This is a genomic window from Agrobacterium sp. (assembly GCF_032092815.1).
Lineage (GTDB): Bacteria > Pseudomonadota > Alphaproteobacteria > Rhizobiales > Rhizobiaceae > Agrobacterium.
This window is the reverse complement of the sequence record NZ_DAMDBP010000048.1, coordinates 1-13,225: the sequence shown is the minus strand read 5'-3', so window position 1 is coordinate 13,225 and position 13,225 is coordinate 1. Positions and strand designations below refer to the sequence as shown.

Annotated in this window: 15 protein-coding genes; 3 read left to right on the top strand and 12 right to left on the bottom strand. The window is 56.5% G+C overall.

The genetic code is table 11. From position 1 onward, the window contains the following. From RT613_RS20475 to dusB, 3 genes are all read right to left on the bottom strand, one after another. Positions 1–707 (bottom strand): sigma 54-interacting transcriptional regulator (locus RT613_RS20475; protein ID WP_313618237.1); only part of this gene is annotated, 707 nt, incomplete at its 3' end. Continuing rightward, positions 704–1,852, bottom strand: coding sequence for a nitrogen regulation protein NR(II) (locus RT613_RS20470; protein WP_313618224.1), 1,149 nt, complete (start codon positions 1,850–1,852; stop codon positions 704–706). The genes RT613_RS20475 and RT613_RS20470, both read right to left, overlap by 4 nt. After that, positions 1,849–2,775 carry a tRNA dihydrouridine synthase DusB gene (dusB, locus tag RT613_RS20465; RefSeq protein ID WP_409558870.1) on the bottom strand — a complete coding sequence of 309 codons (927 nt, stop codon included), beginning with the start codon at positions 2,773–2,775 and terminating at the stop codon, positions 1,849–1,851. The genes RT613_RS20470 and dusB overlap by 4 nt, the downstream gene beginning before the upstream one ends. 373 nt (positions 2,776–3,148) lie before the next feature. On the opposite strand from dusB, the gene RT613_RS20460 reads away from it, so the two are divergent. Both RT613_RS20460 and RT613_RS20455 read left to right on the top strand, forming a co-directional pair. Continuing rightward, positions 3,149–4,339, top strand: a complete 1,191-nt coding sequence (locus RT613_RS20460) for a bifunctional 2-C-methyl-D-erythritol 4-phosphate cytidylyltransferase/2-C-methyl-D-erythritol 2,4-cyclodiphosphate synthase (protein ID WP_313618223.1) — start codon at positions 3,149–3,151, stop codon at positions 4,337–4,339. Next, the gene (locus tag RT613_RS20455; protein WP_313618222.1) at positions 4,336–4,839 is read left to right on the top strand and encodes a CinA family protein; all 504 of its coding nucleotides are present in this window, start codon (positions 4,336–4,338) and stop codon (positions 4,837–4,839) included. Before RT613_RS20460 ends, RT613_RS20455 begins: the two co-directional genes overlap by 4 nt. On the opposite strand, the gene RT613_RS20450 is transcribed toward RT613_RS20455, so the two are convergent. Then, positions 4,840–5,289 (bottom strand): type II toxin-antitoxin system RatA family toxin, encoded by a 450-nt coding sequence (locus RT613_RS20450; RefSeq protein ID WP_313618221.1) that lies wholly within the window; start codon positions 5,287–5,289, stop codon positions 4,840–4,842. A gap of 9 nt (positions 5,290–5,298) precedes the next feature. After that, positions 5,299–5,868, bottom strand: coding sequence for an AAA family ATPase (locus RT613_RS20445; RefSeq protein WP_313618220.1), 570 nt, complete (start codon positions 5,866–5,868; stop codon positions 5,299–5,301). A gap of 192 nt (positions 5,869–6,060) precedes the next feature. Here RT613_RS20445 and RT613_RS20440 point away from each other — a divergent pair, with 192 nt between their 5' ends. Beyond that, complete coding sequence (locus RT613_RS20440; RefSeq protein ID WP_192488726.1) at positions 6,061–6,243, top strand: hypothetical protein; 183 nt, start codon at positions 6,061–6,063, stop codon at positions 6,241–6,243. A gap of 116 nt (positions 6,244–6,359) precedes the next feature. Here RT613_RS20440 and lipA read toward each other — a convergent pair whose 3' ends face one another. From lipA to RT613_RS20405, 7 genes are all read right to left on the bottom strand, one after another. Continuing rightward, positions 6,360–7,331 (bottom strand): lipoyl synthase, encoded by a 972-nt coding sequence (lipA, locus tag RT613_RS20435; protein WP_313618219.1) that lies wholly within the window; start codon positions 7,329–7,331, stop codon positions 6,360–6,362. A gap of 146 nt (positions 7,332–7,477) precedes the next feature. Continuing rightward, positions 7,478–7,726 carry a GlsB/YeaQ/YmgE family stress response membrane protein gene (locus tag RT613_RS20430; protein WP_313618218.1) on the bottom strand — a complete coding sequence of 83 codons (249 nt, stop codon included), beginning with the start codon at positions 7,724–7,726 and terminating at the stop codon, positions 7,478–7,480. A 66-nt stretch (positions 7,727–7,792) separates the two neighbouring features. Continuing rightward, positions 7,793–9,238 carry a dihydrolipoyl dehydrogenase gene (gene lpdA / locus RT613_RS20425; RefSeq protein WP_313618217.1) on the bottom strand — a complete coding sequence of 482 codons (1,446 nt, stop codon included), beginning with the start codon at positions 9,236–9,238 and terminating at the stop codon, positions 7,793–7,795. Positions 9,239–9,329: 91 nt separating this feature from the next. After that, positions 9,330–9,596, bottom strand: a complete 267-nt coding sequence (locus tag RT613_RS20420; RefSeq protein WP_313618216.1) for a YdcH family protein — start codon at positions 9,594–9,596, stop codon at positions 9,330–9,332. Positions 9,597–9,697: 101 nt separating this feature from the next. Beyond that, on the bottom strand, positions 9,698–10,348 hold the full coding sequence (locus tag RT613_RS20415) for an SGNH/GDSL hydrolase family protein (protein WP_313618215.1): 651 nt from the start codon (positions 10,346–10,348) through the stop codon (positions 9,698–9,700). A gap of 60 nt (positions 10,349–10,408) precedes the next feature. Beyond that, positions 10,409–11,749, bottom strand: coding sequence for a pyruvate dehydrogenase complex dihydrolipoamide acetyltransferase (locus RT613_RS20410; RefSeq protein ID WP_313618214.1), 1,341 nt, complete (start codon positions 11,747–11,749; stop codon positions 10,409–10,411). A gap of 15 nt (positions 11,750–11,764) precedes the next feature. Next, positions 11,765–13,183, bottom strand: coding sequence for a pyruvate dehydrogenase complex E1 component subunit beta (locus RT613_RS20405; protein WP_313618213.1), 1,419 nt, complete (start codon positions 13,181–13,183; stop codon positions 11,765–11,767). Positions 13,184–13,225: the final 42 nt, after the last annotated feature.

Genomic DNA, 13,225 nt, shown 5'->3' with positions numbered 1-13,225 from the left:
AGGAACAGCGTGCCGCCCTCGGCCTGCTCAAAGCGGCCGGTCGAACGGTTCTGCGCGCCGGTAAAGGCACCCTTTTCGTGACCGAACAGTTCGGACTCGATCAGGTCACGCGGGATCGCCGCCATGTTGATGGCAACGAAAGGACCATTGCGGCGCTTGCCATAATCATGCAGCGCGCGTGCCACCAGTTCCTTGCCGGTACCGGATTCACCGGTGATCATCAGCGTCAGATCGGTCTGCATCAAACGCGCCAGCACGCGGTAGATTTCCTGCATGGCTGCGGAACGGCCAACCAGCGGCATGCCGTCCTGCATGTCGTCATCCAGCTTGGCCGGCTTGCGCTTCGGCTCCGCCAGTGCACGGCCGATAATGGCAATCAGTTCGGTCAGGTCAAACGGCTTGGGCAGATAGTCATAGGCACCTTTTTCAGAGGCCTTGATGGCAGTCATGAAGGTATTCTGCGCACTCATGACGAGCACAGGCAGTTCCGGACGAGCCTTCTTGATGCGTGGCAACAGGTCAAATGCGTTCTCGTCAGGCATCACCACGTCGGTAATGACGAGATCCCCCTCACCTGCCGAAACCCAACGCCACAGCGTTGCGGCATTGGATGTAATACGCACATCATAACCGGCCCGGCTGAGAGCCTGATTAAGCACAGTGCGGATGGCCGCGTCATCGTCGGCCACAAGGATCGTCGCTGTCATGGGGTATTTCCTGTCGGGTTCGGAATTGTACGCTCTTCCTGCGTTACCTCAGGTGAGACGGGCATGAGAACACGGAATGTCGTGCGATGATTCTGGCTGTCGCATTCAATAATGCCGCCATGCGCACCGATGAGCTTTGCCACCAGTGCCAGGCCAAGACCGGAGCCATTGGTCTTGGTGGTGATGAACGGGTCAAAAAGATACGGCAAAAGGTCTGATGGTACGCCCGGTCCGTTATCCACCACACAGAATTCCAGCGGCAGCGAAATGCGCTCACGTGTACCGGCCACCGAAAGCCGGATACCGGGGCGATAGGCCGTCGTCAGAATGATTTCGCCATCCTGCTGGTTGCCGATGGCTTCCGCAGCATTCTTGACCAGATTGAGGAACACCTGAACCAGTTGGTCGCGGTTGGCGTAGACCGGCGGCAGTGACGGGTCGTAATTTTCACTGATCTTGATGTTGCGGGCAAAACCGGCTTTCGCCACAGCTTTCACGTGATCAAGCACCGAGTGAATATTGACGGGAACACGGTCCACCGGGCGTTCGTCGGAGAACACTTCCATACGGTCGACCAGCGACACGATACGGTCGGTTTCATCGCAGATCAGCCGCGTCAGCGCCCGGTCTTCATCGGCAACCGACGTTTCAAGAAGCTGTGCGGCACCACGAATACCCGAAAGCGGGTTCTTGATCTCGTGCGCCAGCATCGAGGCAAGGCCGGACACCGAACGCGCGGCAGCGCGGTGGGTCAACTGACGGTCGATCTTGTCGGCCATCGAGCGTTCCTGGAACACCACGACCACCGATCCCGGCTCGCTGACCACAGGCGCCACATAAAGGTCAACCAGCTTTTCCTGGCCAAGCCGTGGCGAACTCAGGTCAACGCGATATTCATTGACAGGCGCGCGACGTTCACGCACCTGCTCGATCAGCGCCAGCAGCGGGCTGCCGAACGGAATGAATGTCGAAATGCGGTAACGCGCCAGATGCACGGCACTGGCACCAAAAAACGCTTCGGCTTCCCAGTTGGCAAAGGCAATGAAGCCTTCGGCATCAACCAGAACAACGGGATTTTGAACGGCATTGAGAACCGCCATGGCAAGCGCATTGCTGGCTGCCGGATCATTCGCCTGACTAGTCATGCGGCCTTCCTTGCAGCAAAATTTGCCGCGCCTTCTTCCAGAGCAGCACGCAGGATCTGCGTGACATGCGCTGCATTTTTCGATGTCATGATCGTTGCCTTGTCCTCTCCCGCCATTTGCGGCGCGAACCTTTCAAGATACCAGCCAAGATGTTTGCGCGCGTGGCGCAACCCTGCCTCAAGTCCATAAAACTCAAGCATCATTTCATAATGTTCAACGGCGAGTGCTGCGATATCCTGTCGCGCAGGTCCGCCATGTCCGGCAAGCACGGCAGGCAGCCATGGCTGGCCCTGTGCACCACGCCCGGCCATAACGGCATCGGCTCCAGACCGGCGCAGAATTTCCTTGGCGTCCTCGATTGTCTCGACATCACCATTGGCAATCAGCGGCACGGAAATTGCCTCACGCACGGCGCGAATGGCATCCCAGTCGGCACGCCCCTCGTAAAACTGCATGCGGGTGCGGCCATGAATGGTGATCAGCTGCACACCGGCATCCTGCGCGCGCCGCGCAATCTCGGGCGCATTGAGCGAGTTTTCGTCCCAACCGAGCCGCATCTTCAATGTCACGGGAACCTTGACGGCTTTTACGGTGGCCTCAATCAGCGTCAGGGCATGATCAGGATCACGCATCAGCGCAGAGCCGGAATAACCGCCGGTTACCTTCTTGGCTGGACAGCCCATATTGATGTCGACGATATCCGCACCATTGGCTTCAACGATCTTGGCGGCCTCGGCCATCCAGTGCGCTTCACGCCCGGCCAGCTGCACAATGTGCGGATCCATGCCGGCATTTCGCAGCCGCGCCCAGGATTCACCACGGTTGGCGACCAGCTCGCGGCTCGCCACCATCTCGGTCACAACAAGGCCGGCACCGAAGCGCCAGGCAAGCTGCCGAAACGGCAGGTCAGTCACCCCGGACATAGGCGCAAGCACAGCCCGATTACGAACAGTGACGGAGCCGATGTTAAATGGCGCTGACAACTCCGGAATGGGCAATTGATGATCTTTCGTGCAGATGTGTGTTTTGCATTATTTTTAGACATATATTGTCCAGTTGCCAAGCACTTTCACACGGCAATGTGCTGCTTTTATAAAGATCAGGGATTGCGGCGCCTTCTGGCGACACGCGCGATCTTAAAAACCGGGCAAATGAACGTTTTACTCTCACCAGTTGGCAGGTGCCGGATGGCGCGTAAAAAGCCTTTTGTTGTTTGAGACTCTGGACCGCTCAAGTCAACTCCTTTACGAGCAAACATTCCTGTATGCGAAATGATTGCAAAAGAGAGAAAGCAGCATGAAAACCGGCGTCATCATTGTTGCCGCTGGCCGTGGCGAACGGGCAGGCTCCCCTGAAGAAGGACCGAAACAATACAGGTTGATCGGCGGCAAACCCGTTATCGAGCATACGCTTGGTGTGTTTCTCTCCTGGCAACAGGCACCATTGATCACCATCGTTGTCCACCCCGAAGACAAGGACCTGATTGCACCGATCGTTGAGCGGCTTGGCGCCGGTCAGCAGATCCGTTGTGTTCTTGGTGGTTCCACCCGCCAGAAATCCGTTCTTGCGGGGCTGCAGGCTTTCTCCGACGATGAGCTGACCCACGTCATGATCCATGATGCAGTGCGCCCCTTCATTGACCACACGCTGCTTGAGCGTACCAGCAATGCGCTGTCGCAAGGTGCGCTTTGCGCCCTGCCCGCTCTTGCCGTAACCGACACGCTGAAGCGTGGCACGGCCGATGGGCACATTGCCGAAACCGTACCACGCGCCGGGCTTTATGCCGCACAGACACCGCAGGCTTTTGCCTACCGCGCCATCCGCGACGCGCACGAAAAGGCAGCCCTTTCAGGCCGCGATGATTTTACCGACGATGCCTCGATTGCCGAATGGGCCGGACTGCCGGTCAAGCTGGTCGAAGGGCTGGTCGACAATGTTAAACTGACTTTGAAACGGGATATCACCATGGCCGATGAAAAACTCACCCAGTCAATGCCGGATGTACGCACCGGTAACGGGTATGATGTTCACCAGCTTGAGCCAGGTGAAGGCGTAACGCTGTGTGGCGTGTTCATTCCCCATGACCAGAAGCTTAAAGGCCATTCCGATGCAGACGTTGCCCTGCACGCACTGACCGATGCGCTTTTGGCCACCTGCGGGGCTGGTGACATTGGCGACCATTTCCCGCCATCCGATCCGCAGTGGAAGGGTGCTGCTTCGCGCATCTTCCTCGAACACGCAGCCAAGGTGGTACGCGGCAATGGCGGCACGATCATGAATGCTGATGTGTCGCTGATTGCCGAAGAGCCGAAAATTGGCCCGCACCGCCAGGCCATGCGCGAAATGCTGTCGGAAATCCTCGAAATCACGCTGGACCGTTGCTCGGTCAAGGCAACCACCAATGAGAAGATCGGTTTTGTCGGCCGCAAGGAAGGCATCGCCGCCATCGCCACTGCGACCGTTGTCTATCAAGGCCGGCAGTTATGAGCATCTTCCCTAACGACATCGAAGACCTGGCAAAAAAGCTGATTGCCCATGGCACGGCCCGTGGCGAGATGGTCGCCACGGCGGAAAGCTGCACCGGCGGATTGATCGCCGGCTCACTGACCGACATTGCCGGTTCTTCCGCTGTCGTTGATCGGGGTTTTGTCACCTATACCAATGAAGCCAAGGCCGACTTGCTTGGTGTGCAGGTCAAAACGCTTGAGACATTTGGTGCGGTATCGAAGGAAACCGCCTTGCAGATGGCGCAAGGCGCACTGTTTCGCTCGCGCGCCAGCCATTCCGTGGCGGTCACCGGCATTGCCGGTCCAGGCGGTGGTTCTGACACCAAACCGGTTGGCCTTGTGCATCTGGCGGCAATGAGCCGCAACGGCGCGATCCTGCACCGGGAAATGCGCTACGGCGACATTGGCCGTGACCAGGTACGTCTCGCCACCGTCAGAACGGCACTGGAAATGCTGCTGGACGTATCCGGAGCGGAATAATCAGGTGCCGTAAATCTTGTCGGCGCGGGCCTCGAAGGCTTCGGCAAACATGCGGAATGCCCGATCGAACATCGTGCCCATGACGGCACTCAGGATGCGGCTTTTGAATTCGTAATCGATGAAGAAATGCACCGAGCAACCGCCATCTTCCAGCGGCTCGAAACGCCAGCGATTGTCGAGATATTTGAACGGCCCGTCGAGATATTTCACATCAATGGCCAGATCATTGCCGTTCAGCAGAACCTGCGTGGTGAAGGTTTCGCGGATCGCCTTGTAACCCACCGTCATATCGGCAATCAGCAGCGCCTTGCCATCCCGCTCTTTGCGGGAACGCACAGTCAGGCCTTCGCACAGAGGCAGGAATTCGGGATATCGCTCAACGTCGGCAACCAAGGCATACATGCGTTCAGGGGAATGCTTGACGGGGCGACTGGTTTCAAACTGCGGCATAGTCCGCAGTTAATCTGCGAGCATCAGAATATCAAGAAGCCTTTGCATGTCGCGGCGTGATTTCACCTGAAAGATCGGCACTTCAGGGCCATATCGTTCAAAATTGCGCAGGAACGCCGGCGCGTATTTCTTCTCGAAGTTCCAGATATATTCAAGGAAATCCCGGTCGGGCAAAGGTTCAGGGCATCCATCGGCCATCGCAGGCCTGACCGTGCCGTAATAGCGTGCCACCCGGCGGGCAACGCCCATAAGGCAGACAAGACGCGGCATGCGCACCCAGATGACGATGTCAGTGCGTGGCAGACGAATGTCAAAGGTCGAGGGATTGCTGCCGTCCATCACCCAGCGTTCACGCGCTACCAGCTCTTTCAACAGGGCATGTTGTGCACTTCTGTCGCGCTGCTGCCAACCGGGCAGCCACCTGATGTCACGATCAATCGACTGGTATTCCAGCTCAAAAGCCGATGCCAGCTTGAGCGACAGCGTCGTCTTTCCGCCGCCGGAACAGCCAACAACCATGATGCGGGATGCCTGGCGAATAATGTCAGCTGCTTTTTGCGCTTCATCAATTTTCTGCATCGCACCCCTTCCCTCAATGCAGCTACCCGAAATTGACTATTGCAACCCTGCCTACAGGATTGCTATTGATTTGCCACAATGAGTACATCTTTTGGGTGCAAAAGAGGCAAGCCTCCCAACTTGTTTCTGTATCGGACATCCGAAGAATACTTACCCTAACAACAATTCAGGTTTGACCTGCCGAGTGAGCCGATGGACGATTTTTCAAATATCATCAACCTTCTTGAATCCGCAAAGCAACTGGCATCCATGAATGGCATGCCCGTTTTGGCCTATCTCATCGATGTCGCCAAGTGTGAAGCACGCGAAAACAAGCCAACACTGCGCAAGCGCAAGCGTGGCGAATCGACAGCCAAAGAAGAAACCACCGCATGACCATGAACGGCTGTCGCCCGTGATGTGGCAGCCGGATGTTTGCAGACAAGACAATCCATAAAAAAAGCGCCGTCGTGGCGCTTTTTTATTGTCTCTGTTTCTGAAGGCAAAGCGGATTATTCGGCCGCTGTCAAAAGCTTCTTCTCACGGGCAGCACGCAGCCGCTCAAAATCATCACCAGCATGGTGCGAAGAGCGTGTCAGCGGGCTGGATGCAACCATCAGGAAGCCCTTGGAATAAGCCACAGTCTCATAGGACTTGAACTCTTCCGGTGTCACGAACTTCTCGACCTTGTGGTGCTTGCGGGTTGGCTGCAGATACTGACCAATGGTCATGAAATCCACATCGGCAGAACGCAGGTCATCCATCAGCTGCAGCACTTCATTGCGCTCTTCGCCAAGGCCAACCATGATGCCAGACTTGGTGAACATGGACGGGTCCAGTTCCTTCACGCGCTGCAACAGGCGAATGGAGTGGAAATACCGTGCACCCGGACGAACCGTGAGGTAGTTGCCCGGTACGGTTTCCATATTGTGGTTGAAGACATCTGGCTTGGCAGCAACAACACGCTCCAGCGCGCCTGGCTTCTTCAGGAAGTCAGGGGTCAGGATTTCAATGGTTGTGCCAGGCGATGCCGCACGAATGGCCCAGATCACCTTTTCAAAGTGTTCAGCGCCACCATCGGGCAGATCGTCACGGTCCACGGAGGTGATGACAACGTGGGAAAGCCCCATCTGCTTGACGGCCTTGCCGATGTTCTCCGGCTCGTTCTGGTCAAGTGGGTTCGGCTTGCCGGTTGACACGTTGCAGAAAGCGCAGGCACGGGTGCAAATTTCACCCATGATCATGAAGGTCGCGTGTTTCTTGCTCCAGCACTCACCAATATTCGGACAGCCGGCCTCTTCGCATACTGTCACAAGCTTGTGCGAGCGCACCAGTTCGCGCGTTTCCAGATACCCTTTCGAGGTCGGCGCCTTGACGCGAATCCATTCCGGTTTGCGCGCAACCTCGGTATCAGGCTTGTGCGCCTTTTCCGGGTGGCGAATACGCTTTTCTTCCGACGAAGTTCTGTCGAGAATGGTGACCATGAAAACCTGCTTTCACCGAGTTTTACGGCTCATTAGAACAATTCCAGAAAAACTGTAAGAGGTTTCTCCGAAAGCGCATAAAATAAACGGCATTCAGACGGGATGTTGTGCGAAAGGCACCATCAACCCACCTGCCATTCCCTGTTTTATCGCCGCACCAGCTTGGCAACAAACAGCAGAAGGCTGGCGCCAAGAAACGCCGTGATAAAGTAGCCGAGACGGCTATCCTGCACGAAAACATCAAACTGCCGCAGCACGGCAATGGCCACAACCGAGCCGACGATGCCCAGAATAATATTCATGAAAACGCCAAAGCGAATATCCATCAGCTTGCCGGCGAGCCATCCACCCAGTCCGCCAATGATGATTGCGCCAATCCAGCCAACACTTTCCATGATTTACTCCGTTAAAGTTCCGCTCCCTACAAGGGTCTATTCCAGATAGGGAGCGGCAGATATCAATCAAGCATTCAGAACGCGACCATAGGCATCCAGCACGCTTTCCTTCATCATTTCCGACAGGGTCGGATGCGGGAAGATGGTGTGCATCAGTTCTTCTTCGGTGGTTTCGAGGTTCATCGCCACCACGAAGCCCTGGATAAGTTCGGTCACTTCTGCGCCAACCATGTGCGCGCCGATCAGCTCACCGGTCTTCTTGTCGAAGATGGTCTTGATCATGCCCTGGTCTTCACCCAGCGCGATTGCCTTGCCGTTGGCAGCGAAGGAATAACGGCCAACGCGGATTTCGCGGCCCTGTTCTTTCGCCTTGGCTTCCGTCAGACCAACCGAGGCAACCTGCGGGTTGCAATAGGTGCAGCCTGGGATCTTGCTCTTGTCCATCGGATGAACATTCGGCAGACCGGCAATCTTTTCAATGCAGATCACGCCTTCATGCTCGGCCTTGTGCGCGAGCATTGGAGGACCGGCAACGTCGCCAATGGCGTAGAGGCCCGGCACGTTGGTCTTGCCGTAACCGTCAATGACCACGCAACCACGGTCGGTCTTGACGCCCAGTGCTTCCAGACCAAGGTTTTCGATGTTGCCCTGAACGCCAACAGCCGAGATCAGACGGTCAGCCGTGATCTGCTGAACCTTGCCATCCTTGGTTTCAACATGCGCCGTAATCGAGTTTGCACCCTTTTCGACCTTGGAAACCTTGGCTTCGGTGATGATCTTCAGGCCACGCTTTTCAAGCTGCTTGCGGGCGAATGCGGAGATTTCCGCATCTTCGACCGGCATGACATTGGCCATCAGTTCGACAACGGTCACGTCAACGCCCATGGAGCGGTAGAAGGAGGCAAATTCGATGCCGATAGCGCCGGAGCCCATCACAACAATCGACTTCGGCATGAAGTCTGGCTTCATGGCTTCGAAATAGGTCCAGATCAGCTTGCCATCCGGCTCGATGCCTGGCAGCGCGCGCGGACGTGCACCTGTGGCAACGATGATGTGCTTGGCCGTGTAGGTGCCCTCACCGAGAACGCCCTTTGGAACAGGGTTCTGCGGCTGAACGGCAGGCTTTGCGGTCTTGCCGACAACGACCTCGTTTGGCTTGGTCAACTTGGCTTCGCCCCAGATCACGTCGATCTTGTTCTTCTTCATGAGGTAAGCAACGCCACCGTTGAGGCGGGCGGAAACGCCACGCGAGCGGGCGACAACTTCCTTCACGTCGGCAGTGATGGTGCCGTCCAGCTTCAGGCCGTAATTCTTGGCGTGGTTGGCATTATCAAGCACCTCGGCAGAGCGCAGCAATGCCTTGGTTGGAATGCAGCCCCAGTTAAGGCAGATGCCCCCCAGATGCTCGCGCTCGACAATAGCCGTCTTCAAACCAAGCTGGGCAGCACGAATGGCAGTGACATAACCGCCGGGACCGGAACCGATAATGATGACGTCATAAGCGTTCGACATTTTAGGCTATCACTCCTTGTTTCATTTTTGAGGTGGTCGCGAGGCATTCGCATTCCACCCTTCTGTCGGGAGCAAAGCCTGGGCTTGAAGCCTATTGTCCGAAATCTTCCGGTATTGGCTCGGCCGCTGTCAGCATCCCGTATATTTCGTCTTTCAGAACCATTCTGCGCTTGCGCATATCGGCCATATGAAAATCATCGCATGGCTCGATATCTGTCTCCGCCCGGTGAATTTTCCGGTTCAGCTCCTCATATGCGGTGCTGATCCGGTGAAAGTGTCCATCCCTGTCGCGCAGATGGCGCATGAGGCTGACATATTCAGCAAATTCCTCGGCCAGTTGGTGCGGTGTGTTCGACATGCCGTAACCTCCATTTTCAGGTATACGGTCAGGCTAAACAGCCGCTGCATTTGCTCCTTGATCCTGATCAAAACGTATCAAATTGCATTCAAGTCCAGTTTTCACAGTCCAAGCATCATGCGCACGACAGACTCCAGGCCACGTCCAAGCGCCCGGGTATTTTCTGCATCCAGATGCACACCGTCGATGGGTGTGGCAACCGATACCGAACCGGCATCAAAGAAGCCGCATTCCTGCTCATCGGCCAGATCGCGGTAAAGCGACGCCAGCATCTTCGATTCCTCGACCGCACCGACATACATCGCTGCGAAATAAGAATTGGCCGTTTCGCAAACAAGCGGTGGCGCAACAATCAGGATTTCCGGCTGCTCATCCGCACCGAAATGCCAGTCGTGATGACGCACAAGGCTGACGAGCTTTTTCACGCCACTGGTTGCAGCAACGGCAAAACCGCCACCCGCTAGGCCGCGTTTCAGATCATTCGTGCCAAGCATGATGATGACGAGATCAAGCGGCCCATGGCTGTGCAACAGCGTTGGCAAGGTGCGGGCACCATTGCGGTCACAATCCGAGAGATGATCGTCATAGGCTGTTGTGCGGCCATTCAGCCCTTCAGCGATGACAACCACGTCGTCGCCCAATGCCTTTTGCAGCACAGTTGGCCAACGATCTTCCATCGCATGACGCGCCATATGAACGGCATCATACCCCCAGGTCAGGCTATCGCCATAGCAAAGAACGGTCTTCGTCACGTTCAGCTCCTGAATACAGCGAGCCGAAAACCGTTTCCGGTTTCCGGCCCTGCCATTTTCTTAGACCAGCATGCCCATCGGGTTTTCGATGTAGCGCTTGAAGGCACCGAGCAGTTCGGCACCCAGGGCGCCGTCAACGCAACGGTGGTCAGTCGACAGTGTGACCGTCATGACATTGGCGATCTTGATCTCGCCATTCTTGACAACCGCACGCTGTTCACCGGCACCAACAGCCAGAATGGTGGCATGTGGTGGGTTCACAACAGCCGAGAAGCTCTTCACGCCCATCATGCCCATGTTGGACACGGCAGTTGTGCCGCCCTGATATTCCTCAGGCTTCAGCTTGCGTTCCTTGGCGCGCTTGCCGAGGTCCTTCATCTCGTTGGAGATGGCAGACAGCGACTTGAGTTCAGCCTGACGAACGATCGGGGTGATCAGACCACCGGGGATCGACACGGCAACACCGACGTCAGCATGCTTGTGCTTGACCATGTTGGTTTCGGTCCAGGATACGTTGGCATCCGGAACGTCACGCAGGGCAAGAGCAAGGGCCTTGATAACCATGTCGTTGACCGACAGCTTGTAGGCTGGCTTGCCGTCCTTTTCAGGGGAAGCAGCGTTCAGCTGGGCGCGCAGTGCCATCAGGGCATCCAGCTCGCAATCCACCGACACGTAGAAATGCGGAATGGTCTGCTTGGATTCCTGCAGGCGCTTGGCAATGGTCTTGCGCATGCCGTCATGCGGCACAAGCTCGTAAGAGCCCTGCTCGAACAGCTTGAGAACGGCGTCGTCGCTCATGCCCTTTGCAGCAGCAGGTGCCGGAGCGGCAGCAGCAGCGGCTGGAGCAGCCTTTGCACCACCGGAGGCAACGGTCTTTTCAATGTCCGACTTCACGATACGGCCACGTGGACCGGAACCGGAAACCGCAGAGAGATCAAGACCAGCTTCCTTGGCCAGACGGCGTGCCAGTGGCGACGCGAAAACGCGATCGCCAGACTTTTCAGCCTTGGCAGCAGGTGCCGGTGCGGCAGCAGCTGGTGCTGCGTTAGCCGCAGGAGCAGGTGCAGCCTCGGATTTTTCTTCCTTCGGTGCTTCTGCCTTTGCTTCAGCCTTGGCCGGGGCAGCATCGCCACCCTTGGCCGCAGCCGCGACATCTTCACCTTCTTCGGCAAGAATGGCGATCAGTGCATTGACCTTGACCGCATCGGTTCCAGCTGGAACCACGATCTTGGCAACAACGCCCTCATCGACCGCTTCCACTTCCATGGTTGCCTTGTCGGTTTCGATTTCGGCAATCACGTCGCCGGGAGCAACCTTGTCGCCTTCCTTGACCAGCCACTTGGCGAGATTACCCTCTTCCATCGTGGGAGACAGGGCAGGCATTGTAATGTTGATAGGCATCGAAACGCCCTCCCCTTATTTGTAGCAGACGGTTTTGACGGCCTGTACGACTTCATCAACGTTCGGCAGAGCCAGCTTCTCGAGATTGGCCGCGTAAGGCATTGGAACGTCCTTACCGGTAATCGACAGGATCGGCGCATCCAGATAGTCAAATGCAGCGCGCTGAACCTGGTTGGCAATGAAGTCACCAACCGACGACTGCGGGAAGCCTTCTTCAACGGTGACCAGACGACCGGTCTTCTTGACCGATTCGATAACGGCTGGAAGGTCCATCGGACGGATGGTGCGCAGGTCGATCAGTTCAACGTCGATGCCGAGCTTTTCGAGTTCAGCAACAGCCTTGACCGCATAGGTCATGCCGATACCGAAGGAAACGATGGTCGCATCCTTACCCTGGCGGTGAATGCGTGCCTTGCCGATTGGCAGCACGAAATCATCCAGCTTCGGAACGTCGAAGCTCTGACCGTACAGGATTTCGTTTTCAAGGAAGATGACCGGGTTCGGGTCGCGGATAGCAGCCTTCAGAAGACCCTTGGCGTCAGCAGCCGTGTACGGCATGACGACCTTGAGGCCCGGAATGTGGCTGTACCATGCAGCATAGCACTGCGAGTGCTGTGCACCAACGCGCGCAGCAGCGCCCGACGGACCACGGAACACCATTGGCGCGCCCATCTGACCACCAGACATATAAAGTGTCTTGGCAGCAGAGTTGACGATCTGGTCAATGGCCTGCATCGCGAAGTTGAAGGTCATGAACTCGACGATCGGGCGCAGACCCGTCATCGCGGCACCAACGCCGATACCGGCAAAGCCGTGTTCAGTGATTGGCGTATCGATAACGCGCTTTGCACCAAATTCCTGCAGAAGACCCTGGGTGATCTTGTAGGCACCCTGGTATTCAGCAACTTCTTCACCCATGACGAATACTTTTTCGTCAGAGCGCATTTCTTCAGCCATCGCATCACGAAGTGCTTCGCGAACGGTGGTGGACACGAATTCGGTACCAGCCGGAATATCCGGATCAGCAGCAACTTCGACCTTCGGCGCAGCAGGAACCTTGGCGGCTTCCTTGTCAGCGGATGGCTCGTCGCTTGCTTCGCGGGCCTTGCCGCCAGCAGCGTCAGAGGCAGCAGCTTCAGCCTTCGGCTCTTCCTTCTTCGGTGCGGAAGAAGAAATGGCGTCAGCGCTTTCACCGTCCTGCAGCAGAACGGCAATGGCGGTGTTGACCTTGACGTTTTCAGTGCCGGCATCGATCAGGATCTTGCCGATAACACCCTCGTCAACAGCTTCCACTTCCATGGTTGCCTTGTCGGTCTCGATTTCAGCGATCACGTCACCGGAGGTAACCGTGTCGCCTTCTTTCTTGAGCCACTTGGAAAGCGTGCCTTCCTCCATGGTCGGGGAAAGTGCAGGCATAAGAATTTCAATAGGCATGGATTCTCTCTCCCCGGATCAGAGCAGAATATCGGTGTAGAG

Bases quoted from the DNA above. Each gene is read 5' to 3' on its own strand.
- dusB (WP_409558870.1), bottom strand. From the start codon at position 2,775: ATGTCCGGGGTGACTGACCTGCCGTTTCGGCAGCTTGCCTGGCGCTTC.
- RT613_RS20460 (WP_313618223.1), top strand. From the start codon at position 3,149: ATGAAAACCGGCGTCATCATTGTTGCCGCTGGCCGTGGCGAACGGGCA.
- RT613_RS20450 (WP_313618221.1), bottom strand. From the start codon at position 5,289: ATGCCGCAGTTTGAAACCAGTCGCCCCGTCAAGCATTCCCCTGAACGC.
- lpdA (WP_313618217.1), bottom strand. From the start codon at position 9,238: ATGTCGAACGCTTATGACGTCATCATTATCGGTTCCGGTCCCGGCGGT.
- RT613_RS20410 (WP_313618214.1), bottom strand. From the start codon at position 11,749: ATGCCTATCAACATTACAATGCCTGCCCTGTCTCCCACGATGGAAGAG.
- RT613_RS20420 (WP_313618216.1), bottom strand. From the start codon at position 9,596: ATGTCGAACACACCGCACCAACTGGCCGAGGAATTTGCTGAATATGTC.
- RT613_RS20440 (WP_192488726.1), top strand. From the start codon at position 6,061: ATGGACGATTTTTCAAATATCATCAACCTTCTTGAATCCGCAAAGCAA.
- RT613_RS20430 (WP_313618218.1), bottom strand. From the start codon at position 7,726: ATGGAAAGTGTTGGCTGGATTGGCGCAATCATCATTGGCGGACTGGGT.
- RT613_RS20405 (WP_313618213.1), bottom strand. From the start codon at position 13,183: ATGCCTATTGAAATTCTTATGCCTGCACTTTCCCCGACCATGGAGGAA.
- RT613_RS20455 (WP_313618222.1), top strand. From the start codon at position 4,336: ATGAGCATCTTCCCTAACGACATCGAAGACCTGGCAAAAAAGCTGATT.
- lipA (WP_313618219.1), bottom strand. From the start codon at position 7,331: ATGGTCACCATTCTCGACAGAACTTCGTCGGAAGAAAAGCGTATTCGC.
- RT613_RS20445 (WP_313618220.1), bottom strand. From the start codon at position 5,868: ATGCAGAAAATTGATGAAGCGCAAAAAGCAGCTGACATTATTCGCCAG.
- RT613_RS20470 (WP_313618224.1), bottom strand. From the start codon at position 1,852: ATGACTAGTCAGGCGAATGATCCGGCAGCCAGCAATGCGCTTGCCATG.